The sequence below is a fragment of the Nitrospira sp. genome, from assembly GCA_024998565.1.
Lineage (GTDB): Bacteria > Nitrospirota > Nitrospiria > Nitrospirales > Nitrospiraceae > Nitrospira_A.
Genome location: JACOEM010000007.1, coordinates 196,103 through 219,651, shown reverse-complemented (window position 1 = coordinate 219,651; position 23,549 = coordinate 196,103). Strand labels below are relative to the sequence as shown.

Below are 23,549 nucleotides of genomic sequence, written 5' to 3'. Positions count from 1 at the left end.
CGTCTCCGTCTTTAGGTGCATAGCGCAGACTCCTGATCGCGACTATTCTTCATCAAGAGCGTTTCACAACGAATACCGAGCCGAGGTGGGAATCTCCTACCACCTTCAGGGGGTCTATATGAGTCCTGTTGCCTCTCCACCTACACCGCCGCTCCAACTCATCACCATCGATCGCCGCGCAGAAGACCATCACAGCTCCTGCAAAGTTCCCGCTCCAAGCACACAGGGGCCGACAAAACGCCATACCTACCGCATGATGGCGTTAGCCTCGGTGCATGCCTACATCGCGTTTCACCTTATTTCATGGCATGTCTTCGGGATCGAACTGTGGGGCAAGACGGCCATGATGGGTGTGCCCTCCTTGGCCAAAGGAACCATCAACGCGGCCTCGATCATGGTCCTGCTGATCCTGGGTTCCATCCTGATCTGGGGGCGTGGATTCTGTGGCTGGGCCTGCCACATGCGCGGCGCGATCGAATTTGCCGATTGGATTCTTCGTAAGTTGAAGGTCCGCCGGTATCTCGCCCTCCGAGAGAAGAATATTCTGGTCAACACCCCTCACCGCTGGCTCCTGAGAATCGGGGCTCTGTTCGTCCTCCTCCTGCCGGTCATCATTCTGATTCACAACGTCGGATTCACGCCCAAAGTCAATGTGATGACTCCACCGCCTATTGCAGACTTGCCAGGGTACGAAGGTAAGGCATTCGCCAAGGCCGCCTTCTTCAATTTCGAAATCAAGCCGACATGGAATGATTTTCTGCTGGCCTTCGGGTTGGCGGTCTTTATTCAGTTCACCATGAGCGTCCTGTTGAATCTGCGCTACGGCCAAGGCGCATTCTGCCGAATTCTCTGCCCCTATGCCACGATGATGGTCCCGCTCATGAACATCTCCCCGGTTCAAAAAAAGATCACACGCGTGGCTCAGTGCACCGGCTGCCGGGATTGCAGCAACGCCTGCCCCCAGGGTATCGATGTCAGCCGCGAAATTTTTCATTTCAACGGCAAGGTGGTGAACACGGAATGCATCAAGTGCTACGCCTGCATCGATGCCTGCGATGACAACGTGCTTCAGGATACGGCGGCGCCGGGCATGCCGCAAACCGATCGCTTAAAGCCGTATGAAAAACGCCCCTGGCAGCAGGAATTGATTCGAAAAGACGGGCTGCTTACCAATGCCAGACACATGCAGGTGTTCGAACCCCTCGGACCCGTTGCTGATTTCTCATCGATGATCGTGGCGTTGATTTGCGGAGGCATCACGTCCCGCTTCGGAGGCTTCTGGTTTTACCCCGGAGCCATTATCTCGTTTATTGTATTCCGGGAATGTTGTTTGCGCGTGCAGCGATGGCGGGCTGCGGAGAGAATCCAGACATCCATCGTATCCGTCAAATCGTGATGTGTCGACCGACAGTCGGTTCAAGATAGGTTCTCATCAATCGTTTACAAGGAGGCTCATATGAATACAGTCGCACGAGTGAGAGACTACTCAGGCCTGGTTGCAGAGTTTACGATCTACTTGAAGGAGAAAAAGTCTTACTGGCTGGCGCCGATCATTTTCGTCTTGATGGCCCTGAGTGCGCTCGCGTTCTTCCTCGAGGGAAGCGTATTGGCGCCCGCCATCTACTCCGTGTTCTAATTCTTGTACGCGCGCCCGCCACTAAAGCGGGCGCGCGCCGCTTGCCTCCGTGCTACGGCCGGCATCCCCGATGGCCTCACTCCCAACACCTGTAAGTATAAACTCTTCTGCGGGGCTCACGGCCTTTCCCCAATGACAATTGCGTGCCCCTACCCCTCACTGGGCTCACGCGTATTCATCGTGATCGGGCGGTGAGATGTGCTTGTCGTTTTATGTAAGAAGTTGTATGGTGCGGCCATCTACTCATGACGTGCTCAGGTACGAGCGCGACCATCATAATTCAAAGGAGGTTTCCGATGGCAAAACAACCAAGCGGGCGCGGATCCGTGAAGTTAAGCACTGCGGCAAGTGCGATCAAGAAACGGCTGAAAGGTGTCAAAGTGATTGATTGGCACGAAGTCGGCACGCCGCATCCGGAAGTCGTGATCGGCACCGTGCAGACGGGTGTGGCGAACTTCAAGACCAACCTTGGCACGCTGGCCAAATTGAAGGAGCTGCGTGATCTCCATATTCTCATCAACGGCACGCCGCGGCCGGACATCGCCCAAATCAAGTTCACGTTGCGAGGCTAGGTACCGGTCGTGCAAGGACCAGCCGGACAGTACCCGACATTGCAGGTCCATCCGGGCCGACGATGCAACCTGCAATGCTTGCATTGTTACTCCGATTCGGGACCGGCGGTGACTGAACAGTTGGAGATCGATCTGCTGGAGCAAGTGGTCGCCGATGCGGCCGCCATCGGATACAGGGTCATGTCGGTGTCTGGCGGCGAGCCCCTACTGTATCCCGGACTCGCCCGACTCCTACGTGCAGCCCATGCCTCCGGCCTCGTGACCACCGTCACGACGAACGGCATGCTTCTCGATCAACGCCAATTGAACGTCCTGGAGGCTGATTGCGACCTGGTCGCGATCAGCCTCGACGGCATCCCGGAATCTCACAACTTCATGCGGAACTCCGCGCGCGCATTCGACGACATGTGCGCGCGTTTGGCGGCACTCCGCACCTCCGGCATCCCCTTCGGGTTTATCTTCACGCTCACGTTTCACAACGTACACGAGTTGGAGTGGGTCGCAGATTTTGCCGTCGAGCAGGGCGCCTCCCTTCTGCAGCTCCATCCGCTTGAACCTGTCGGCAGAGCCACCTGCAGGCTGGGCGAATCCTATCCTGACGGCGAAGAGAATGCGGCAGCCCTCTGCGAGGCCGGACGTATCCGCGAGTTGTACGAGGGCAAGCTGGAAGTGCAAATCGATCTCGCGACAGTTCCGGCCATGCGGGAACATCCCACGCGCGTCTTCGTGAGGGAAGCCACATTGTGTGGTGCACAGACCGTGGCCGACGTCATTGCCCCGCTGGTGATCGAAACCAGCGGCCTCGTCTCACCGTTGCAGTATGGATTTCCTCGCGCCTGGGCCTGGGGAAACATCAAGGACCGATCGTTGCCGGATCTTGCCGCAGACTGGCTCGCCCGCGACTACGCAGCCTTCCTCACGCTCTGCCGCCTCGTCTATGAACAGGCGGTGCGCAAGGACGATGAGCCGGTCTTGAATTGGTACGAACAAGTCTATGCCGCGGCCCTGCAATTTTCTCCCGCGCAGGCGCGCGACCACCTGATGCAGACCTGTACATCCGAAAGAAGCAGTCAGTAGCAGGCAGGGTGCATCCCTCCCTCTCACAAAGCCCACCTCGGAAGATCCCCGCAGTTCCCTCCTTGCCACTCGCCGTCTTTGTATTCCTTCAACACGATCCCGGCAATTCGCTCGAGTTGACCGGAGGTCTTGGTATCGGTCGGATCCTTCTCGTTCACGAAGCTCCCCTGCCCGGAATCCCAACGGTAGACCTTGGTTTCTTTACCCGGTTCATTGGGGACAAAATGGAGAGAGTGACACTGGTCATCGTAATGAATCTTGTGTGTTTTTCCCCACATACCCTGGGTATGATCGACGATGTTCGGCGGCATCGGCGTCAAGGAAGAGGTACGACCGGGAACGACGGCCGAGGCCGGCTCTCCCTTGAGCGAACCGATTCCTTCCACATCCAACGTCTCCTCCCGTCCGCACATGTTCATCACGGTCATCTCCGAGGTGGTGATCTCAAGAATTCTCCATTGGTTCGCCAACCAGAAATCGTGGTGTTTCTGGTCACCGAACTCGCAGTCCGGCTTGCCCTCCAGCTGATGGTCTGCTCGAAAGATGCCCGTGAGGTTTCTATTGTTCCTATCATGCACCTGGGCGAAACAGCATTCCGGTCGCTGGGGGCAGTAAATCGCTCCGAGCAGAAACAGATCCGCCACGCGGGTGTCGCAATCCGGCTCGGGCAGTCCCACGGGTGGCGATGAGGCTGGTCCTTCTTCCGACACCTCAAGTCCTGAACGTTGCAGCAAGCCGTTACGCCCCGATGTGGGTGCCGCCCTGTCCTGTTGCACCACGTGCGCCAGTTCGTGGCCGAGCAGCGGCAGGGTGTCCCCACTCCTGAGACCGGCCGCGCCCGCCCCTAACACAATCTCATGCCCGACCGTGTAAGCCCTGGCCTGAACCGCCGCAGCCGAAGCCGCCGACTTGCCATCGTGATGCACACGCACCTTCCCAAAGTCATGTCCGAAACGCGACTCCATCTGTACGCGGAGTCCGCCTTCCAGCGGTTCCCCCGGCGACGCAAGCACCTCATGGACGAGGGGTGGGAGGGCGCCGGTCCAAATGTGCGGGAGTCTGTCTGTCACCTGCCTGGCTCGACAATCCTGACAGGTGTTGCCGCATGAGCAGGATCGTTCGCCGCGCCGCCCGTCCGGTAGGACAGCACGTCTGCTGAAGGAACTTCCAGAAGGACGTGAGCGGGTTTGCAACCTTCGTGTCATCATTGGCCTCCTGTCGGTCCTCCCACCTGACCTGCCGTCCAGGATCACTGCTGCATAAAGCTGAACTGTTCTGCGTACCACCTCAGGTACGAACCTGGAAGGTTCTCTTGCATCATGAGCGTGATGCGCTCCTGTTCCAGCCCGGCGTCATCGAGTCGATCATACTCACGGAGTTGATCATCCGTGACATCGTGCAGTCTCTCAAAAGTCAGTCTGTCCTCGCCTGCGATCTCAACGAAATACCGATCGATGGTCGCATCATACCCATACTTCACGGAATTCCAGCTCCCTTCTGGCGTCTGGAAATGAATCCACTTTCTGACGCCTCCGACAAGCTTCCCGAGCCGGACTGTATCCTCCTCAGCCGCTGCGAGGTCCGCGAGCGAAGGATGTCGATAACCAGGCTCATTCGCCACACCCGGGTGCACATGGGAGATGGTCAACCACCTGACTCCCGGTGTATTTCCCGGATAGACCACGCCGTTCCTTGAGCCGACCACGACCGCATAGGTCCCGGCCGGATACTCACCCGTTCCAGAAATCGCCTTGAGTATCGCCACCTCGACTTGATCCGCGCCACGATTCGTGGCCCATGCCGTGTAACGTTCCAGCAGTGATGCTCTATCCGCAGCCTTCGCCACGATCGTTCCTGGTGACACTGGGCCCGGCGTCGGTACCAGCGCGGTGCAGTTGGTCGGGTTCTCTGAGAACCGGCACCAGGTCCCATTAGGTTGCTCTTTCCACCTGTGGCCGTTCCTCAGATCGACCTCGTTGATGTACTTTCCGTCACCGCCGCTGATCGAAACCCTCTCCGCACGTTTCACGATGTCGAGTTCTTGAGCGGCCAGGTCCGGTGGCAGCGCTCCGGGAAACTCTTCCATATTTCCGGTTCTCGCCAAGAGCGCCATCTCTTCCGACGAGAGATGGGGAAGCCCGTGCGGGACTTGTCCTGACACCGGAAGCCCGTCAGGAGAAAGTGTCTCACTGAGAGTATGGCCGACCGGCACCTCGTCCGGAATGAGTCTCGACGACATCGAGGGGCCTTCGGGAAGATTAGGGAACACCAGCGCTAGGTCGTGGACCATGCCCGCCATACGTGGAACCTGTTTCATCGCCGCCAATGATTTTTGGAGCATCGCCACCGGACCGATCTCGATGCCGACCAGCGCAAGCAGGAGTTCCACAATCGTCGGACCGATTAACTTGCCGACCTCATAGGCAAAAATCGGCAGGCTCTCCTGGACCATGGCATTCAGGGTGGCCGCCTGGTTTCGTCCGAACTCTTCGCCCAGTGCAGCGGCCAGATCCTCCCCGTCCGGATCATTCAACGTCAGAATCGTCTCGCGCGCCGCCGCTTCGATGGCCGCCCACTGTTGCGGATTCAGCAATTGCACGAGGTCGAGCATTTCATCGACCACCCCACGGACGGCCCCGATCGCAAACGGCGTCGGGAAGATCATATTGAGAGCCGCCATGCGACGCAGTTTTGCCGACAAGGCCTCGAAGTCGGCTGCCTCCAACCCCACGAGCATGGCATCGAAGAAGGCCGAGGCGTTCTGGAATTTCGACACCAGCGGGTCCTCGAATTCTCCGCCGGTGTGAGAAAACAACCGGCCTGCTCCGGGAGGTGACAGCACCCCGCCGTCCTCCGTCACAAATGCCTCGACTTCCGGGCGCCCCTGCACATTGGAGACGGAATAGTTTCCCGGTTCGTTCGTGCCTGCGTGGAAAATCGTTTCTGCGTTGGTAAAACGGGAGTACCGGCCGGAGAGTCCTTCCCATTCCAGCCGGTACAGACAGAGGCGACCATATTCATGCAGGATCACGATCGGCTCCCGCCGCGCGATCGCCTCAACGATGGCGTGGCTGCGTTGTGCCTCGCGCACACTCACATCCAGTCGCTCGCGTGCGATCAAGGTGGCTGGCCAGGAACTCCCCCAGATCCCCACCTCCTGCCCCGCAAATAGCGGAGGCCGTTCCGCCAGAAACTCGTCCGAACCTGGTTCCTCGTCGGTGTAGAACATCGGCGCAAGGGTCGGATGGGTCTGCACCTGAATAGAGGCACCGGCCTCGAACAGGCGTGCGGCACGACCGGCTTCAGCCTCCGCCGGATCGCGATGGGAAGCCAGTCCCCGCCGGTCAGTGACGGGTGATGCAGCCTGACGATATTGCAGGATGTGCGCAACTTCGTGCGCCACGAGACGCGGGGAAGGATCCGGTGACGCGAAGACCAGCGTTTCAGGCCAGGCAGCGGCTGGAGCACCGGAGCCTGTCAGGAGAGCGGAGGCCCCATAGTAAGCCCGTACACCTGTCAGATCGGCGGAGAAAGCTCGCTCCATGCCGGCGCGGTAAGGAACCGGGCCTGACCGCCCACTTGGATAAATGGTGAACCGGCCGGGATGGTGCGTAAACTGAGGTGAGAGCGAACCGGACGCTATGGCGCCTGGTTGAGAAGTCTCGTCGAGCGCAGGCCCGGCCGGCGAGACATTCCGGCGCAGCGTCGACACGCCTTCCTGCTGCGCGGTCGCTGCTCTTGCCAGATTGACCCGCTCCATCGATGTTTCAGACGCGGACGGCCACAGCCGTTACTTGCGCCGTCCCCTCCCCCGAGTCGGGCGCGGCGGTGTCGGTTGCTCCCCGAATCGCTTCTTGTCTTCCTCGATCAATTTCTCCAATGACGTAATTTCCGCCTGGTATCCGGCGAGTTGTTGATCGATCTGGCGAGTGAATGAAGCTTTCGCCTCCGCAAGATTGGCCAGCCTCGTCTTCAGTTCCGCCACTGTGGCTTCCCTGGCTGCAATCGTCGCGGTCTGGGTCGGCGGTTTCTTAAATGCCGCCTCCAGGGACGCTCTGGCCTCGCCGATCACTTTCGTCTGTTCTGCCACAATCTGATTCAAGGTCGCCATCTCTGTTCTCCTTTAGCCGCACATGACTAGGGTCGATTGAAGCCGGAGACCGGAGAGGGAATCCCCCCGAAATTCACCGGATTGGCTTGAGCCAGGTTACCCATGTAAACCGCCTCCTTCATGCCGTGGAAATCTACGGACGGGATCGGCACATTCGTCTTAATGTGGTTGCCCATCACAATCGCACTTCTCGCCGAAAGCGACACTGTTGCGGTCCCCTGGGCGGCCACGCTGGCGTGCCAACAGAAATTATTGCTGAAGAAGAGCCGCTCGAAGCGGCGGAACAACGTGTCGCTCAGATTCTGCTGGGCGACCTCGACCAACGCCGTGCGACCAGGCCCGAGGAATTTGTTGTCCAGGATCTGCGCGCTGAATCCGAAGACCACCTGGCCCGCACCGAACGTGATCACCTGCTCCAGCCAACCACGCATCCAGAGCGCGCGGTGCTCCTGATTGGCATCCAAGAGAGCCGCGTTCGCATAGGTGACCAGGTTGCTCTGCACACGCGCCTCCAGAATCAAATCAGCGATGATTCCCCAGGAGAGCGCACTGATGGTCGTATTATCCGGCGAGACTCCGGTATTCATCACCTCGCAGGACTCCACGCACAACTCCCCGAGCTGCAGGGAGGCGCCGATGCCGATGGACGGGGCCTGCTGATAGCCACAGTTCAAGACCCGGTTCTCAGTGAGAGCACATTTGGCAAACCCGACCAGGCTCAGAATGCCCCAATGGCGCATATCTTCGACGCGATTCTGACTGCACGTCAGCGAGGTATGAAACACCGCGGTGATCCCGCCGCCGCCTCGCACCAGGTTGTTGTCCGCAAGGACGTTGGCCGTGCCGCCGCTGGCCGCGACCGGCCAGGCGGTATTGGTGACGCGATTCCCCTGCACACGGACACGACTGGACGCCGCCAGCAGCACGCCGAACCCGGCCTCCTGCCCTTCGCTCTCTACCCGATTATCGAGCAACTCGGCCCCCTCATTGCCGATCACGACGATGCCTTCCTGGACCCCGAGTACCAGATTCCCCGCTATTCTCCCGCCGAATGTTCCAAGGCTGCCGTTGCCGCCGAACCTGGCCAGCAGCAGCGCGATAGGGCGAACCGCTCCGGCTTCTTTCAACAGGGAGCGGAGTTGATTGCGTTCAACCACGGTATTTCGCCCGCTCACGGCGATGCCTCCGTATTCGGGCGAATTGTAGAGCAGGATATTGTCGCTGATGACACAGCCATCGGCGGCCACATCGATGCCGAACGCCTTCAGCGTCCCCGGGTCCACTTCTGCTCCCAGCCGCACGATATAGTTCCCGGCAATGGTGGAACCGGCGGCCAGCGAAAACGGCGTGCCGGTCAGCGCTCCATTGTTCAGGACAATGCCGAAGACAAACCCCAAAAGGCGATTGTCCTCGATGCGAGCCGGGAAGGACACGTCCTGCAACAGAAGCCCCACCAGGCCTCCGTCGCTTTTCCGCTTGTTCGCGGCATCGAAACTGTTGCCGACGATGACGAGGCCCGTCGTATCGGCAAGTGTCCAGACTCCGTATTGCACATTGTCGACGACACAGCCCGTCACGCGTACATCGGTGCTGCGGCTGATGACGACACCGGCGATCTGAGTCGGCACCTGCGCATGCAACAGACATCGCTCGAGCACGGCTTCGCGGCAACGGTCCATCGCCACCATGGCCTGTAGGCCCTGCCCCTGTTGCCCCTTGTTCTCAAGCAGCAACGACAACCCTGAGACGGTCACATGCTCCAACAGCACCCCGTCGGGATGCCCGATGTGAAGGAGCTCCGTCCCGCTCTTCCGGACGACACGCGCGCCCAAGGTTTCCCCGTGCAACGACACGTTGGACTGTTCGATCCGAATCGGCGCCTCAATCTCGTGCTCGCCCACCTTGAGGCAGACGCACCCGCCTTCTTCCGGCAGCGAGTCGATCGCGGCCTGGATATCTTCTCCAGGCTGTACCACCACCGTGCAGCAGCCAGGCGTGAGCTCCGTGAGCGGCGGAAATACGGTTCGACAGTCATGAATCTTGCCGTCCGCTTCGATGATGGCGAGGTGACAGTAATGATGATGGATACCGAGCGGCGGCGCCTGGTTCAATCGTTCGATGTCGGCATCCGCCGTCCTCGCGGCAAAACACCAGTAATCGCCGCCATGCGCCCGGCCGCCGGAAAGGATGGTCAGGGTGGCTTGCACGCCGTGCTCCAGCACAAATCCGGGGTTCGCCACCGACAACTCGATCAACCCGTCCGCAGTGAGATCCAGGTTCACCAGTTGCGAACCATCCGGCTTGCGCACGATGCCGGATTGGTCCCAGCGGATGACCCGCACGTGCTTGGCTGCATCGGGTACGCCTTGCGGAAAATCGGCGATCGGCAGGGCCGGACTGAACGTCAACGTCTTGTTGGTGTCATCCACCGTCACCTTGCGCATCTCGCCGGGCAGCCCGTCGAACTCACGCTGGTCGTTCGTGAACTCGACCCAGTCGCCGGTCTTAAAACGCAGCACGTCGTCGCGACCCAGGCTCTCCACCCGCACAATCGTCCGGCCGGCTAGAATTTCGGCAATCGTCGTCGCCACGTGCGCATTCTCACGCGACCACTTCACCTTCACCGTACTCGCCGTCTCGCTGTGCACCTCGATCCGGTACAAATGGTTTTCCAGACCGCGATAGCCGCCGGTCGGCGGCACCAGACAGGGGTTAGGCTCCGTCGTGACCGCCACCGTGGTGGTGGTCAACCGCGCCGCGGAGGGGTTATTGCCGACCGGCCAACCCGGGATGTCGGCCAGCGGGGTCTCGCAATTCACCTCCGGCGGAATGTTTCCCAGCAACCGCACTTGCCATGCCGTCTGCAGTCGGGTCGTGGAATCGACGTTAACGGCCGGTTCGATCAGTCCAGGCTCCAGCACATGCGTCACCTCGCGTCGCCAGACGTTCAGATAGACCAGCGACCGCACCTGCGGCGGAACGGGGAGCGGCCCGCCATAGGGCTGATTCTTCACCGGCAATGCGGCGGAACCATACTGTTCTTCGATCGTGGCATCGAAGGCGGGGGCCGTGCCGTGGTTTTCGGCAACGTATCCGTCGACGTACATCCGTCCCTGACCGACCGTAAGTTCCCCTCCGCTCAGCTCGATCTTGAAGCCGTCCGGCGTTTCGCTCGGCACGCCGCAGCGTCCCACGACGTCGATGGTCTCAGCCCGCCACCGGCGGTCCTGGAGGTCTACGTACTCGTTCCAGTCGGCATCGAGGTCAACCCGCCCCTGCTGCCGCAGTACGCCCTGGTAATGTTTCTCAGGGTTAAATCGTTTCCGGCTGTAATCGCCACTCATGTGCGCTCTCCTAATAAATTAAACGGTTCACTCACTGGTTCCGGCCACGGTTCCTCACGAGGCGTGAAACACTCCTGCCTCCAGGCCGAACCGCAGATACTCGTGCAATCGAATCTTGAGATTGTCCTCCCGCTGCGGCGCGAAGACATCGTGGAACACCCCCATCTCAGACTCGTCGTCGGCTCCGCGACGAATCTCTTCAGGGCAGTGATCGGCGAGCCGACCGTAGGGGGCTTGTCCGTAGCGCCGCGCGGCAAAGGCCGGCCGCACGCGGGCCTGTGTCGCCAGAGTGATCGCCAGTTTTTCAGGATCGGTGAGGCTGCCCTTCGGCTGATCGGCTTCCAGCAGCGCCAGCTCGACGGCCAGTTCCGGCTGGCAGCGGTAGCGACGCGGCACAATGGCATTCAGCGGCACGAACGAAAACCGGCAGCAGCCCTGCTGATTCTGATCGGACCACAGGGGATGGGACCAACTGTCGCCTGTGCCAAGGGCCGCGGCAAAAATCGTGTTCGAGGCCAGATCCAGGCGCTTTGTATGCACCTTGCCGATGACGGTCGAGTTGACGATCGTCATCGTCCCGCCGCCGGAGAGCCCATCCGGCGCTGAGAAGGCGACCCTCGTCGGGCCCGTGCCATCGACCAGTGTGTGGCTGATCGACAGGTCGGCGCCGTCCACACAAGCAATACCCCCGAGCAGCCCATGGTCGATCTCCACCTGCGTCCCAGGCTGTTCCACGACCAGCGAAGGCACGGCGGGCGACAGGGGCTCGCCGTCCCGCGCGACTGCCAGGCCAGGCACCAATGTGCAATGGCGCAGCCGTAGAATCCTCGTGCCGGGACCGCCGGCTGCGGCCACTCGGATCCGTCCGCCCGTAATCAGCAATCCGTTCAAGGTCAGTTCTGTGCCCGGTGCCAGCGTCACCGTCCAGTCGCCGCCAAGCACGAGGGTCGGGCGATGTTCGTTGGCCGCTCGCAGTTCCACCTTCGCCGTCGGCGGCAGTGTGAGGCTGAGTGTTTCCTCATACCGTCCGCTGTCGCCGATCTCGACGACCCCTCCGGCCTGGGCTGCCGTGAGCGCCGTTTGAAGGCTCTGCCCCTGCGTCACCGAGGCGAATCCGCCGCCGAGCGCGAAGGTCTTGCTGCGCTCATACTCTCCCCCTCCGGTCGGCATGCTAAACCCGTAGTGGCAGGTGACGCGCAGGTTGACCGGGGGCGTACCGGGAGGGACGGCAATTCGTCCAAGCACCGGATCGATGGTCACCTTGCTCACCGGCAGGTGCGCCCAGGTCGCTCCCTGGTCGGAGAGGTTACAGACCGTCACGTTGCCGATCGACGTGTCGAGATTGTCCGCCTCCACAAACAGACTCAGTTGTGGACCATAGTATCGGGCCGGCGACTGGTGCAGGACTCTCCGGCTGATCGGTTCCGGAACATTGATCGGCTCAGCCAGGTGCGAGATGTCGGCTTCCGACTCGGGCCTGGTGAGCAGCTGCGTATCGTTTCCCAAGGGACTGAAGAGATACCGCTCGTCGTCGACTCGACACGCGGGAGAACCGGTCAGGGAAAAGGCGTCCAACCGCCACAGAAAAAGGCCGATGTTGGGAATGTTGTACCGTCCCCGTTGCGTCTCAATACGCCGCACATCCACCGAGTGTGCCAGGCTGTTGAAGGCCGTATCGCGCCGCTCCAGCGCCTCCCAGTTCCGCAGGTCGGGCGTGGCTCGATTGGCCGGACGGATGTGGTTCATGTACTGGCTGGTCTCAAGCCAGTGGAAAAATTCTACGACCCGCGCATTCCACCCCGTCACGTCCCGTGCCAATTGTTCAAGCACCGTCGCCGTTCCCTTGCGACGCCGATAGGCAATCGTATTGGCAACCTCGGCGCGGGCGCTTCTCGTCCGGTCGGTCACTCCATGCAGGGTACGGTAGCCGATCAGGTCTCCGATATAGGGAGCCACCCAGTCGGCGCAGGTCTCGATAAACTGGTCATCATAGAGTTGATCGAGATTCTCGCGCAGCACCGCAATGTCTTCGGCCAGCACCTCGCACAATGCACGCAAGGGGCCACCCTGTTCGGTATCACGAATGCGATAGAGCGCCGGAAGGAGCTGATAGAGCTTGTCTGCTTCTGGATTCATGGCATCGCCTTCAGTTGAGTCAAAGACGCGGGATCGAGTAACAACAGTTCCGCCGCCGGCACGACCCCGTCCGCGCCCATGGCCGGGCTGTCGGCGATCAACCGAGCTTGAATCGCCGGCAGCGATTGGTCTGTGCGCGAGAACCGGTCCAGATCCACCGCAACTACACCGGGGACGGCCTGGATCGCGGCGATCACGTCGCTCAGCGCGACCGGCTGGCCGAAGCTCCTGGCCTCAAAGGCATACCGTTGCCGCAACGTCTCCGCCACCGCCGTCATGACGGTCTCCGTCACGTGGTCCAGATGCACCGTAACGATCCCCGCGAGTTCAAACCAGGCCTGCCGGTAACTCCTGACCGTGAAGGGCACATACGGATCGCCATAGGCGCGGAGCGCCTCCTTGAGTTTCGCCATCACGGAGCCGTCCTCATCCGGCACCTCCCCGTTCGGACCGGCCACAGTCAGGAAGATGCTGCGCTTGCGTCCGTCCCACACCCACACGGCCTGAGCCTTGGCGACGCCGGAAAAGGTTCTGGCGAAATCTTCGTAATCCTGCAGCGACACCGCGCGATCCAGTGCCAGGACGGTGAGTGGGGCATTCCTGCGCGCATCGTCCCTCGACTCCGGCTCCTCGGCCCCCTGCGCAGCCTCAGAATTGACCACGCCTTTCAATCCCAACGGCCGGCTCATCAGGAGATTCAGCTGACCGGCCCGCACCAGCCCGCCAAGGCCCGTGCCCTTCCGGTACTCCGCACGCACGTTGTTCTGGCCGGTAGGCAACCGCGCCCCCGTGATGCCGTCACCGAAGCGGATCGTCGTGCGCCCCCCGTCATCCTGCCTCGTGATATAGATCCGCTCGGTGGAGCCATGACCGTAGAAAAACGGCACCTCCTGCCACAGGACCTCGTTCACGTAGACCTTGAGCGTCGAGGCCGATCCACTCGGCGTTGTCGCCCCCACGTAGGTCACCGGCGGTTGCCGTAGCGTGAAGGCCTGATAGGGCACGGCCGCATCACCGCTGCCCAACGGTTCCTTTACGCTTTCGCCATGGGTGGCTGCGGCGACATTGGCGTTGATGCGCACCGTCGTCCGCTCGTACACGTTGGCCAACGACGTCGTGAGTTGAACGGTCGTGCGATCGCGATCCTGGATGATGCTGGTCCCGATCGCTTCGTCGATGAACACGATCTCGCTGACCGCGTCATCTTTTTCGGACGGAGCCACCAGCTCGATGGCCCCGGCGCTGATATTGACGTACCCGCTTTTTCCGTCTCGATCCATGACCTGGAGACGGAGCATCGATGGAGCGGAGTCACTCAGCACCGCGCCGAACTCCGGTGGAGCAAGGGCGCTGAAGATGGAACCGGCAATGGTCATGGGAGGCGCGAGCAGGGAAAGAATGTCTCCGACAGTGAGAAGGACAAACCCACCAGAGTCAAACATGAGGATGGGCGGCAGCTCGATATCTGGCACATCCGGCAGGTCCGGCGGACTTGGAACATCGCCGGGAAAATCGACAGGAAGGCGTCTTCGGTTTGACGTGCGAGGAACGGCGGTAACACGGATGCGCTGACGTGTTCCGCTTACTGCAAGCGGGCGACCCGGCATCAAGCCATCAACCAGTTGGTCGAAGGATAGTTCCTCGCCATAGACCGGATAGAATAAGGGTGTCTTGGTCAACGGGAGTGCTTCACTTTGAGCTGCAACGGTAATTTGTCGAAGTGCGGCAAGATCCGCCCCTTCCGTCACCCACACCTCTTTATCGAATGAGAGCTTGGTAACACTGCCTGCCATGCCGTACTTCGCCATCGACTGATGGGTCACACCAGTGACTTTCGCAAAGGTCCAGACACGGCTTCCCGGAACGAAGTTGTTCTCACGCTCGACGGCAGCCCAGCTATCGACCAAAATCCTGTCTTGACGGGAACTGAGTCCGAGAACTCCTTCGGTCTCACCATCAAGATCCCATTCGTCATAGGTGTACGCGTTATTCGCATACGTGGCTTGCAACGGCGCATTGTGTCCGAACGGCGACGCAATCGTCCGCATGACGTAGACGCCCGGCTGAGTCGCAGCGATACTTCCCGCACTGGTCGAAATGTCCGCCAACCAGACCCGGGTGCTCCGCAGGTCGATATCCGGCTCAATGTGCGTCACCCGCCGCAACGAAGCTTCGAACGCGAGGCCGTTGTCGGCCACGATGAGGAACGTATCGCCGACCGTTAAGGTCAATGAGGTTCCGTCGAGCCAAATCGACGTCATATTCCAGGCGAGGGCCTGCGTCTCCGTCAATTGCGCCCTGAGCGCATTCCATTCCGCTCGCGCGTCGATGGCCTCAACCGTCTCGAAGGTTTGCGGTTGTTCATCCGGCCCCGGAACACTTTGCACCTTGGTCCCGACCGCCAACGTGACCGGCCGGGCGGCCTGTTTCGGCAGACCGGGGTTCTCTTCCAGCGTAAAGGCCAGGTGGGTCGCAGCGGCCAAGCCGGGGCCAAGCTGATACCCTAGCAACCGAGATTGTTCCAGGATAGACAGCCGTTCCGTCGCGGTGCGGAGATAGGACTCGTTGGCAATTCGTTCCTGATAGAACGTCAGGATGTCGCCGGTGACCGCCCAGGCGTCCAACAGCGCCAAGGTGAAATCATCGTCGTCGCGTGTCCTCAATCCGCGCAGCACCGGCCAACGGCCGTCGCACAGTCTCGCTTGCAGGCTCCGCTTGAAGCTTTGATAGGCTCCGACTCGATAGGCGATCGCCGAGAGGCCCGGCCGGTTGAAGAGCAGGGCGGGAGTTTCGGCAGCGATGCCGGCGCAGCAACCGCATTCGTTCTCTGGCGATGGACTCATTTCCCGCCTCCCAGGCTGATCGTCAGGCGCCCGTGCTCCGCAAAATTCCGGTCGTTGTCCAGCCGCGCAATCTCCAGCCGCCCGATCTCCAATCGGCCGCTGTCGAGCGCCGCACTTTCCGGACGGCCCTGCCGCTGAAACGTGCGCACCTCCACCGACTCGACACCCGTCACCTGATGGGCCGCCGCATAGATGGCACTGAGGTAGACCGGCTGTCCGAACGTGAAGTTGTCCGGATGAAACAGGCCGCGACGGCCGTCGGGCAGATCGCGATTGCTGAACAGGTCGAGCAGTTCACGTTCGACGTCACTGCGGAAATGTTCGGCCGCCACACACACGTGGAGATCGATCTCCAGCGAAACGAACTGCGGGCCGTCGACCTCCAGATCGTGACCGGCCATGCGGTAACGCTCGACATGCCCACGGATCTCTTCCTCATACTCACCGGAGAGCGGGCCCCCGCCCCCACGATCGACGGTGACGAACACCGTGTGCCAACTGCCTGTCCAGCGAAAGGAGGCGGCGGCCCGCTGGACGTCGGCCCGGCGTTCCGTCACCTCGGCATAATCCGCCGGTGTCACGGCACGCTCCTGAACGCGGTAGGCCACCGGAGCGCGTTGCCTGACATCCTGCAGCGATTCAGGATCCTGTCCTCCCACGGCGGGCAACGGATTGCGGACCAGCATGATCTCCGGTACCGTCAACGCAATGTGCACCAGCGCATCCGCCCCGATGTTCCCGGCGCGTCCGTTCCCGATCCGATAACGCGCGGTAAAGACGGTGCCGGATTCTGGCCGCCGGCCATGCACGTCGTCGCCGAAACGAATCCTGCCGCTCCCGTCGTTCTCCACCTCCAGCACATACTCATCGGCCGCGGCGCCGCTGTTGAGCAGGTCGCGACGGGCCGTCCATGTCCTCGACTCGCTGCCCTTGGTGCCGGTCAGCGTGACGGCCGGCTGGACGTCACGCAGCGCCCACTGTAAGGCGGTACGCGCCGACATGACATGGTCATAGGCAGGCCCCGCATGGGTCAGCGGCGCCTTGCTGAGGCGAGGCCTAAATCGCGGCAGCACCCTCGATGAGGTCAGCGGTGCGCAACGATCTCCGTCTTTCGGTCTCGGCATGGACAGGAAAGAGTCCGGCACCTGGCCCAGCGACTCGCCCTTCCGCGTCACCCCATGGTCCGCCAGGACCAGGTTGCCGCGCGCTACGCTGACGGCATCGCGATACCCCTGCTCTGTGGCGGCAGAGAGGCAGAAGGGAAAGGGCAACGCGTCTTCTTCATGCCACGAGATGTCCGTGATGAACTGGCCGGTGACCGGATCGGTCAACGGTGTCCCGCCGGCCTTCGTGGCAACCACACGATCCAGCCTAATGACATGTCGCCGCGTCGGATCCGCATCGGATGGCGAGCCACTTTCCGGACCGATCACCTCTTCGAACAGCAGAATCGTCCCCGGTGTGAGGTTCGGATGGTGTCCGACGAGCGTGGCCGAGCGCACGCCACTGGGCAAACAGCACCGCTGATTGCTCCAGGTGTAGAACCGTAATTCGTTGTGTCCGGCATAGAGAGACTGGAGAGATTCCATCGCTTCGAAGATGATCTGGGCACGCTCGTAGACGCGCGGATCGTCGGCAATGGCGGTGGGCTGCCCCGGGATGCGCGTCGTGAACTTCGTACCGGCCGGAACCGCCGGATCGGCGGGATCGGCTCGTAGCACGTCGGCGGATACCTCCAGCTGGATCCAGGTCCTGGCGTTGCACCCCTCGCTCATGAAGTAGTCCATAAGACGGGCATGGCGCCGGACCGAGATCCGCCGTCGCGCCGTCCCCAGGTAGGCCTCCGTCGCCACGGCATCCTGCTGATAACTCAATTGGTCGGCGGTATAGGCCAAGGCCTCGACCAACATCACGCCCAGATCGGCAGCGTTGCGTTCCTTCCATTGCGGCATGATGGCCGCCATCCGGTCGAGCATGACGCGGCGGAAACTCGCATAGTCTTTGGCCAGATAATCGATCACCGGGGCCGGGCCCGTCTCCTCCGGGCACCGATGCTGCGGCGCGCAATCGAATGGGCTCGAGCATTCCACCTTGAACGAAAACTCGATGGCTGCCAGCTGCGGATCGAAACCGGGAGGGACACTGTCATCAAGCGCGCTTGTCACCAGACGGAGCGTATACAGCGAAAAATCGCCCGCTTGCTCCACTTCGACGGTCAACACCTCCACCGACGTTCCGGTTCCGACGCTGACCCCGAGCACACGAATGGGCGTGATGCGCTCGCCGCCGTCGATCCGAATGTTGACCGCCTTCGGGGCGGGCGTGGCCAAAGGTTTCACGAAGTGGACCTCGAGTTTCCGTTGGCGCTCGGCTTCCGTGGGCGCGGCGCGATCGATCACTTCGAGGAAATCGATCCCGTTCAGCGTCGGATGGTCTCGAACGGCCTGACGCCGCAGTTCGTCGCAGCAGGAATAGGTCACACTCCGCCTCCTTGCGTAAAGCTCCCGGTGACGCGGTCGCCGGTCTGCCGGATGACATATTGCACGGTCACCCGAAGGGTTGAGTCCACCGCTTCAACCCGGACGGCCTCCACCAGGATCCATTCGCCCAGCCACCGTTGCAGCGCGCTCTGCACGAGCACCTGCGTCGTAGCCGCCAACACCTCGCTATTGGGTGCGAACACCACCTGTAAGAGGCCGCTCCCGAAGTCCGGCCGCATCACGCGTTCGCCGGGACTCGTGAAGAGCACCTGCTCGATCAGGTCGCGAATATGGTCGGCCTCATCCGTCCCGGAGGTTCGGCCGCGCGCATCAAACCGATAGGGAAAATCGACGTGCATCATCGTCAGACTCCCGTAACCCTGGTTTGCGTGACGGTCGCAATCAACGGCGTCCCTGAAGGCGTGCAGATCGCTTGACTATCGATCAGCAGCAGCGGCACACCGTTGCTGGTGATCCTGGTAGCCCCTGTGGTGTATTGCGCCGTGACGCAGGGGCCGTTTGCCGCGGTAGGCGGCGGCAAGGTGCAGCCGGCGACGGCATAGAGACTGGTCATCGCTACGGTCGGTTGCCCGCTCACGAGCACGCGCGGATTCGGCGCCACCGGCGTCGCCTGCCCGGCGTGACTGCACAGGACCGTCGCCCCGAGATGTAGTAAGAATCCTGGCATTGGCTCACCCTCCCTGAATGGTTCGCAGGCCGCACGAAACTATGCACTCACACAGGCCACGATGATTCGCTTCCGGCCGGAAGCTGGACATCCTTCCGCATGATGCTCAAAACGGCTGTCCAGCAAGGCCGCAGTCAGTGAAGGCCCGCTTGCGGTACGTTGAGGGCCCGAACGCAACGAGAACGCCGCTGGCAGGCGTTTTCAGCATCATGCTAGACGATGGTGAGCGCGCCATTGTTGATCGTCACCGCCGGCCCCACCAGGGTGACCATGGCGCCTTTACCGTTCTGGATATAAATGCCGGTGTCGTTGACGATCAGCGTGGCGCCGGTCGCGCTCTTGAGCATAATGCCGCCGGTCGGACCCGGCACGTCGCTGATCACGATGGCATTTTGAGCCGCCGTCTGAATCACCATGTTGGGGCTGACCGGAATGCCCGCCAACCCCAGAGCCGGAACCTCGGCCACGCTGCCGTACCAGCAGCCGCTCCAGATCGGATAGTCCGGATTCCCCTGCTCGAACTCCACCCAGACCCCCGCGCCGATCTGCGGCAGCATGTAGACTCCCATCTGTTTGCCGCTGGCGGGAAAGCAGGGCATGGCCCACGACGTCGGAATCAATCCCGCCACATCCGGCACCTGAACTTGTAGCCGCCCCATCTGCATGGGATCGATATTGTTCAGAACCGTGCCGCGATACTTGCCGTAGTATTGTTGTGCGTCATTCATACCGGCACCATGGGCGTGATGGAGACGAGCCCGTTGCGCGTGAGGCGAAAGTTCTGCTTGCAGGATCCGCGTTTGATGGTCGTGGTCACGTTGTCCACATAGTACAGACCGTCAAAGGCCAGGCCTGCGCCGCGTACCCCCACCAGGCCGCGCGCCTTCAGGAGCCGGCCGTACCGACCCACATCGAGCGACCCGCTGCCGGTCACCGCCTCCATCGACTCACTCGCCGCGGTCAGCCCCTCACTGAGTGCTTCGGGCGGGGAGAGTTTCCCTGTCGCCTTGAGCATCGTCAGTTTGGTCACCGGCGGTCCGACCAGACCCAGCGGCGGTTGCAAGGGGTTGATGTCGGGAATCGGGATGGGTATGGGCATCTTCGTCAGCGCGTTGTGAATCATCACGATCGGCAGATCCTTTTTGCTCGAGTTAAATTGGAAGTTGAGCGACTCCACGTTGCGATCGAAGTCCATATCGACATTCAGCGCCGGCTGCGGAATTCCCACCTTGATCTGTGGGCCCCAATAGGCAGTATTGGTGCCCGGCGCCGGTCCCGGCTCAACATAAAAGACATACCCGGATTTCCTGGCCAGCTCGAGGATGTAGTTGAGGTCGGTGCCTTGCTGAGAGGGAATCCGCATCGTCGGAATCGGCACATCGAAGGCGATGGGCGGGATCACGAGCGGAATCATACCGAAGACCGCATACTTTGCCAGGATCGTCATCACGCGCACATTGTCGGGCATGGCCGGATAAGGCAGACCGTCGAATGCCTGCAGATCCATGACCTTGGTCAGGTCCTCGCCGGTGATCGTGAGCGTCGACTCGCCCGGCTGTTCGCCGGAGCTGATTTCCTGGGTGGTGATCACCCCGTCCATCAGCACGTGGGGAATGAGGTTGATCGTCGCCACCAGGATCACGCGCATAAGCGGCATTTGAGTCGCCGCGACCAGGAAGGCCTGCTGCAACGGCGACTTATTCTGGATCGTGAACCGCAGTTGGAACCCTCCGGCGGTTCCGGTGGCGCTCGTCACTTCGACCTCGGTCAACGCCTCCAGGACCGGCTGAGGCACCGGAAAAGGCACCACCGGCCCGGCGAGCAATGTCAGGTGAATGCCTTTAAGCACCGGGCACTCCTGTCGTTCCTTCCGGCAGTGCAATGTCGATGGCGCGGTTCAAGGTCTCCGTGAGTTCGTCGGGCCGCACCGCGTCGTTCGCGTCGCACAACCGCCAATACTGCTCCGGATCGCCCACATAGGTCGCCGCCAAATGGTCCAGCCGCTCCCCTGCCGACACCCGATGTTGCTGCACCACGGTGAATCGCTCGCTCCCCGGAACGAAGCGTCGCCGCAAGTACACCAACATGGTGCCGTCGGCGGTGAGCAGCGAGGCGGTCTTCACGTTGTAATAGCGGCTGGTGGGCGGAAAGGAATTGGCCTTCAGTGCGCTGTCGAGTAAGGCCTGTAACGGATCGCTCATCTCTGCTCCCTCCTCTCGTCCTGGCCCGCTCTCAAGAAATGCCCGTGAGACCGAGGGCCCCCAGGTGACCGCCCTGGGCCTTCGCGCGCAGGCCTTCCTTCTGCTGGAGATAACTCATGAACAAACTGCCCGCCTTGTGCGTAAAACCCACGTCGTCGATGGACAGCACCCTCATGCCGAGGCTGACCTTCGCTCGAATCGGATTCAAATTGGGGTCGAACGCCTCTTCGGTCACGCTGAACTCGGTGACCCGAACCGGAATGACGCGGTTCTGTCCAAACACGAACAGCGGCAACGCCGTTTCCATCGGAAGAATTTCCAGGGTGCCGAAACTGGACAGGGTGTGGTTCGTCGTCAATTGTCCCGAACTCGGATAAAGCAAGGTCTCCAATGCGGCCAATTGGGGGGCAATCCCCGCCTCACCGACGACCGCCCCCCCCTGTTCCATCTCGTCCGTCGCATCGATTTCCGCCTCGAGCTTGATCGTCTCCACCGCCGGCCCTTTCAGTCGCAACGCCTCCGAACGGTCCCCTCCCTCGCCGGCACCCTGCACTTGCAGCGTGCGGCTCAGGGACTCCGGGTTGTATTGCAACGCGATGATCCGCAGCACCTGCGCCGTGGCAGGATCGATCAGGACAATGCCGCCCTTCAGCAATTTGGGAGAACCGGGAAAGCTGCTCATCATCAACCGGCCTTTCGTCTCATCGTCGTCCCCGCCATCTGTGCGATTCCACGGTCCGTTCCAACGGCGTTCACGGTCTGACCATCCCGCTGCCCGTGGCCACCGCGCGGATCACGGCCTGCGACACCTGGAACATGACTCCCTTCCCTTCGAGATCCTTCGGACAGGCGGTGCCGACGCAAAAAGGTACCGTTCCCTTCACTCCCGTGAGTTTGCGGATCTCGGAAAAGACGCCGTTGTCGAGTGTCTTGACGCACCCGCTGCTGACGGCGTCGCGCGGATTGCCGCCGTGCAGGTAGAACCCGTCCCGCCGTTTTCGCACCCCCTCCGGCGTGGTAACGGTCTTCGACCCCTGGATCTTGATCCTCATCGGCCCCCAGCAATCCTGAGGCGTATAACACTGCTGCGCCGGGTTGTCGGCCGTGGCACAGGGCACGTTGCAGTAGTGCGCACCGTCGCAGGGACTCTTGTCGGTGCTGGTGATCTCCTGGTAGCCGCTGGCAATTGCATTCGCCCCGCACACGCCGCTTTGAAGGTTGGAGACGGCGGCCCTGGTAACCTGCGGTTGAATGGCATAGGTGCCGGTCGGAATGGGCCCGACACTGGGCTCATTCTCGCCATGGCCTGGATGACCCGACACCGCCGGTGCGACATAGCTGGGAGTTCCGGCATTCAACACGATGACACGGCCGCTCTGCCCACCTGTGTAGCCGACCAGATCATCCTTGTGCCGTTGGATGGTGGACGCAGGCCGGCCGCCTTGCTGAATCACATGAGTCAGTTCATGGGCGAGGAGCCGCCGCCCTGCGGTCGTATCCGGTGCATACTGCCCGGCCCCGAACACCACATCCCGTCCCACGGTATAGGCCAGGGCATGGACCGAACGTGCCGACTCAGCGGCCTTGGCATCGGCATGTACCCTGACCTGCCCGAAGTCGTACCCGAACCGGGACTCAAAAAAACTCCTTGTCGGTCGATCCAGCTGCCGCCCGGGAGCCCCCAACACGTCCTGCACCGATGGCGGCGCACCGACCGGACCGGACGGGCCGGAGGCCACTCGGCGCTGCACCGTCGCCGAAGGCGCGCCCGGCGGATGCGGCGCCGACGACTTGGCGCTTTTGCATTCTCGTTTGGTGAGGACGAGAAACCCGTCCGGACAGTGGTAATCGTAAAAACACAGGGGTGTCGCGGCCGGCGGGGTTTCTGTGGAGATTTGTCCTGGTCCCATGCCGACCACGATATCGGTTGCGCGGACGATGACCCTGACCACCAGCCCGTCGCTGAAATGCACGAAACATCCATAGTTGCCGTTGGCGACCGGCGGCTCGCAGGTGATTTTCTCCACCCTCGCCTGTGAAGTCGGCGTGATATCGTGCTGCACATAGGTTTCCGCCGCCCGTTTGCTGATGCTCTCCGGATCACGACGCCAGCTCGGGCAACGGCTGCCGCCCTCGTCGGGCGCACCATCTTTCGGCGCCGCTCCGTCAGCTCCTGGCGGCTCCCCGACCGGTGCCGGTTCTTCGCCGGCGGCACGACTCAACAACCCACCTTCTCCGGAGAGGCGCCGTTGAACAAGTCGCTCCGAAGTCCCTTGGCTGGAAGCGGCCTCATCGATGGGCGTTCGCATCACCTGGTCCGCCACCTGGTCGGCCTCCTGCTCGTACTCATCGCCTGGCTCATTGATGCGTAACTTCGCCTGCACCGACACGCCGGTCAATTTTTTCTTCTCACATTCCTCGCAGGTGCCCGACAACCCACCCGACCCGCCGCAGGCGCAGG

At 61.5% G+C, this 23,549-nt stretch carries 18 protein-coding genes; 4 read left to right on the top strand and 14 right to left on the bottom strand.

Annotated elements, in window-relative coordinates; genetic code table 11:
- Positions 1-118: 118 nt before the first annotated feature.
- The 4 genes from H8K11_13175 to H8K11_13160 all read left to right on the top strand — a co-directional run bounded on the left by H8K11_13175 (position 119) and on the right by H8K11_13160 (position 3,285).
- The gene (locus H8K11_13175) at positions 119-1,396 is read left to right on the top strand and encodes a 4Fe-4S binding protein (protein ID MCS6264699.1); all 1,278 of its coding nucleotides are present in this window, start codon (positions 119-121) and stop codon (positions 1,394-1,396) included.
- A 60-nt stretch (positions 1,397-1,456) separates the two neighbouring features.
- Positions 1,457-1,636: a hypothetical protein gene (locus tag H8K11_13170; protein ID MCS6264698.1), complete on the top strand. Its 180-nt coding sequence runs from the start codon at positions 1,457-1,459 to the stop codon at positions 1,634-1,636.
- A 296-nt stretch (positions 1,637-1,932) separates the two neighbouring features.
- Positions 1,933-2,208 carry a hypothetical protein gene (locus tag H8K11_13165; GenBank protein ID MCS6264697.1) on the top strand — a complete coding sequence of 92 codons (276 nt, stop codon included), beginning with the start codon at positions 1,933-1,935 and terminating at the stop codon, positions 2,206-2,208.
- Positions 2,209-2,217: 9 nt separating this feature from the next.
- Complete coding sequence (locus tag H8K11_13160) at positions 2,218-3,285, top strand: radical SAM protein (protein ID MCS6264696.1); 1,068 nt, start codon at positions 2,218-2,220, stop codon at positions 3,283-3,285.
- Positions 3,286-3,308: 23 nt separating this feature from the next.
- Here H8K11_13160 and H8K11_13155 read toward each other — a convergent pair whose 3' ends face one another.
- From H8K11_13155 to H8K11_13090, 14 genes are all read right to left on the bottom strand, one after another.
- The gene (locus H8K11_13155) at positions 3,309-4,355 is read right to left on the bottom strand and encodes a DUF4157 domain-containing protein (protein MCS6264695.1); all 1,047 of its coding nucleotides are present in this window, start codon (positions 4,353-4,355) and stop codon (positions 3,309-3,311) included.
- Positions 4,356-4,534: 179 nt separating this feature from the next.
- Positions 4,535-7,045, bottom strand: coding sequence for a DUF4157 domain-containing protein (locus H8K11_13150; GenBank protein MCS6264694.1), 2,511 nt, complete (start codon positions 7,043-7,045; stop codon positions 4,535-4,537).
- Positions 7,046-7,075: 30 nt separating this feature from the next.
- On the bottom strand, positions 7,076-7,396 hold the full coding sequence (locus tag H8K11_13145) for a hypothetical protein (GenBank protein MCS6264693.1): 321 nt from the start codon (positions 7,394-7,396) through the stop codon (positions 7,076-7,078).
- A 26-nt stretch (positions 7,397-7,422) separates the two neighbouring features.
- Positions 7,423-10,740 (bottom strand): right-handed parallel beta-helix repeat-containing protein, encoded by a 3,318-nt coding sequence (locus tag H8K11_13140; protein ID MCS6264692.1) that lies wholly within the window; start codon positions 10,738-10,740, stop codon positions 7,423-7,425.
- A gap of 54 nt (positions 10,741-10,794) precedes the next feature.
- The gene (locus H8K11_13135) at positions 10,795-12,876 is read right to left on the bottom strand and encodes a hypothetical protein (GenBank protein MCS6264691.1); all 2,082 of its coding nucleotides are present in this window, start codon (positions 12,874-12,876) and stop codon (positions 10,795-10,797) included.
- A complete protein-coding gene (locus H8K11_13130) occupies positions 12,873-15,719 on the bottom strand; it encodes a putative baseplate assembly protein (GenBank protein MCS6264690.1) in 2,847 nt (948 codons plus the stop codon). Before H8K11_13130 ends, H8K11_13135 begins: the two co-directional genes overlap by 4 nt.
- Positions 15,716-18,199: a putative baseplate assembly protein gene (locus H8K11_13125; protein MCS6264689.1), complete on the bottom strand. Its 2,484-nt coding sequence runs from the start codon at positions 18,197-18,199 to the stop codon at positions 15,716-15,718. Before H8K11_13125 ends, H8K11_13130 begins: the two co-directional genes overlap by 4 nt.
- The gene (locus H8K11_13120; GenBank protein ID MCS6264688.1) at positions 18,196-18,558 is read right to left on the bottom strand and encodes a GPW/gp25 family protein; all 363 of its coding nucleotides are present in this window, start codon (positions 18,556-18,558) and stop codon (positions 18,196-18,198) included. The genes H8K11_13125 and H8K11_13120 overlap by 4 nt, the downstream gene beginning before the upstream one ends.
- Positions 18,559-18,563: 5 nt before the next feature.
- Positions 18,564-18,887: a hypothetical protein gene (locus tag H8K11_13115; GenBank protein ID MCS6264687.1), complete on the bottom strand. Its 324-nt coding sequence runs from the start codon at positions 18,885-18,887 to the stop codon at positions 18,564-18,566.
- Between the two features lie 212 nt (positions 18,888-19,099).
- Positions 19,100-19,615, bottom strand: coding sequence for a baseplate assembly protein (locus tag H8K11_13110; protein ID MCS6264686.1), 516 nt, complete (start codon positions 19,613-19,615; stop codon positions 19,100-19,102).
- On the bottom strand, positions 19,612-20,736 hold the full coding sequence (locus H8K11_13105; GenBank protein ID MCS6264685.1) for a hypothetical protein: 1,125 nt from the start codon (positions 20,734-20,736) through the stop codon (positions 19,612-19,614). The genes H8K11_13110 and H8K11_13105 overlap by 4 nt, the downstream gene beginning before the upstream one ends.
- Complete coding sequence (locus H8K11_13100; protein ID MCS6264684.1) at positions 20,729-21,088, bottom strand: LysM domain-containing protein; 360 nt, start codon at positions 21,086-21,088, stop codon at positions 20,729-20,731. The genes H8K11_13105 and H8K11_13100 overlap by 8 nt, the downstream gene beginning before the upstream one ends.
- A 31-nt stretch (positions 21,089-21,119) precedes the next feature.
- A complete protein-coding gene (locus tag H8K11_13095) occupies positions 21,120-21,770 on the bottom strand; it encodes a hypothetical protein (protein ID MCS6264683.1) in 651 nt (216 codons plus the stop codon).
- A 70-nt stretch (positions 21,771-21,840) separates the two neighbouring features.
- The gene (locus H8K11_13090; GenBank protein MCS6264682.1) at positions 21,841-22,998 is read right to left on the bottom strand and encodes a DUF4157 domain-containing protein; all 1,158 of its coding nucleotides are present in this window, start codon (positions 22,996-22,998) and stop codon (positions 21,841-21,843) included.
- Positions 22,999-23,549: the final 551 nt, after the last annotated feature.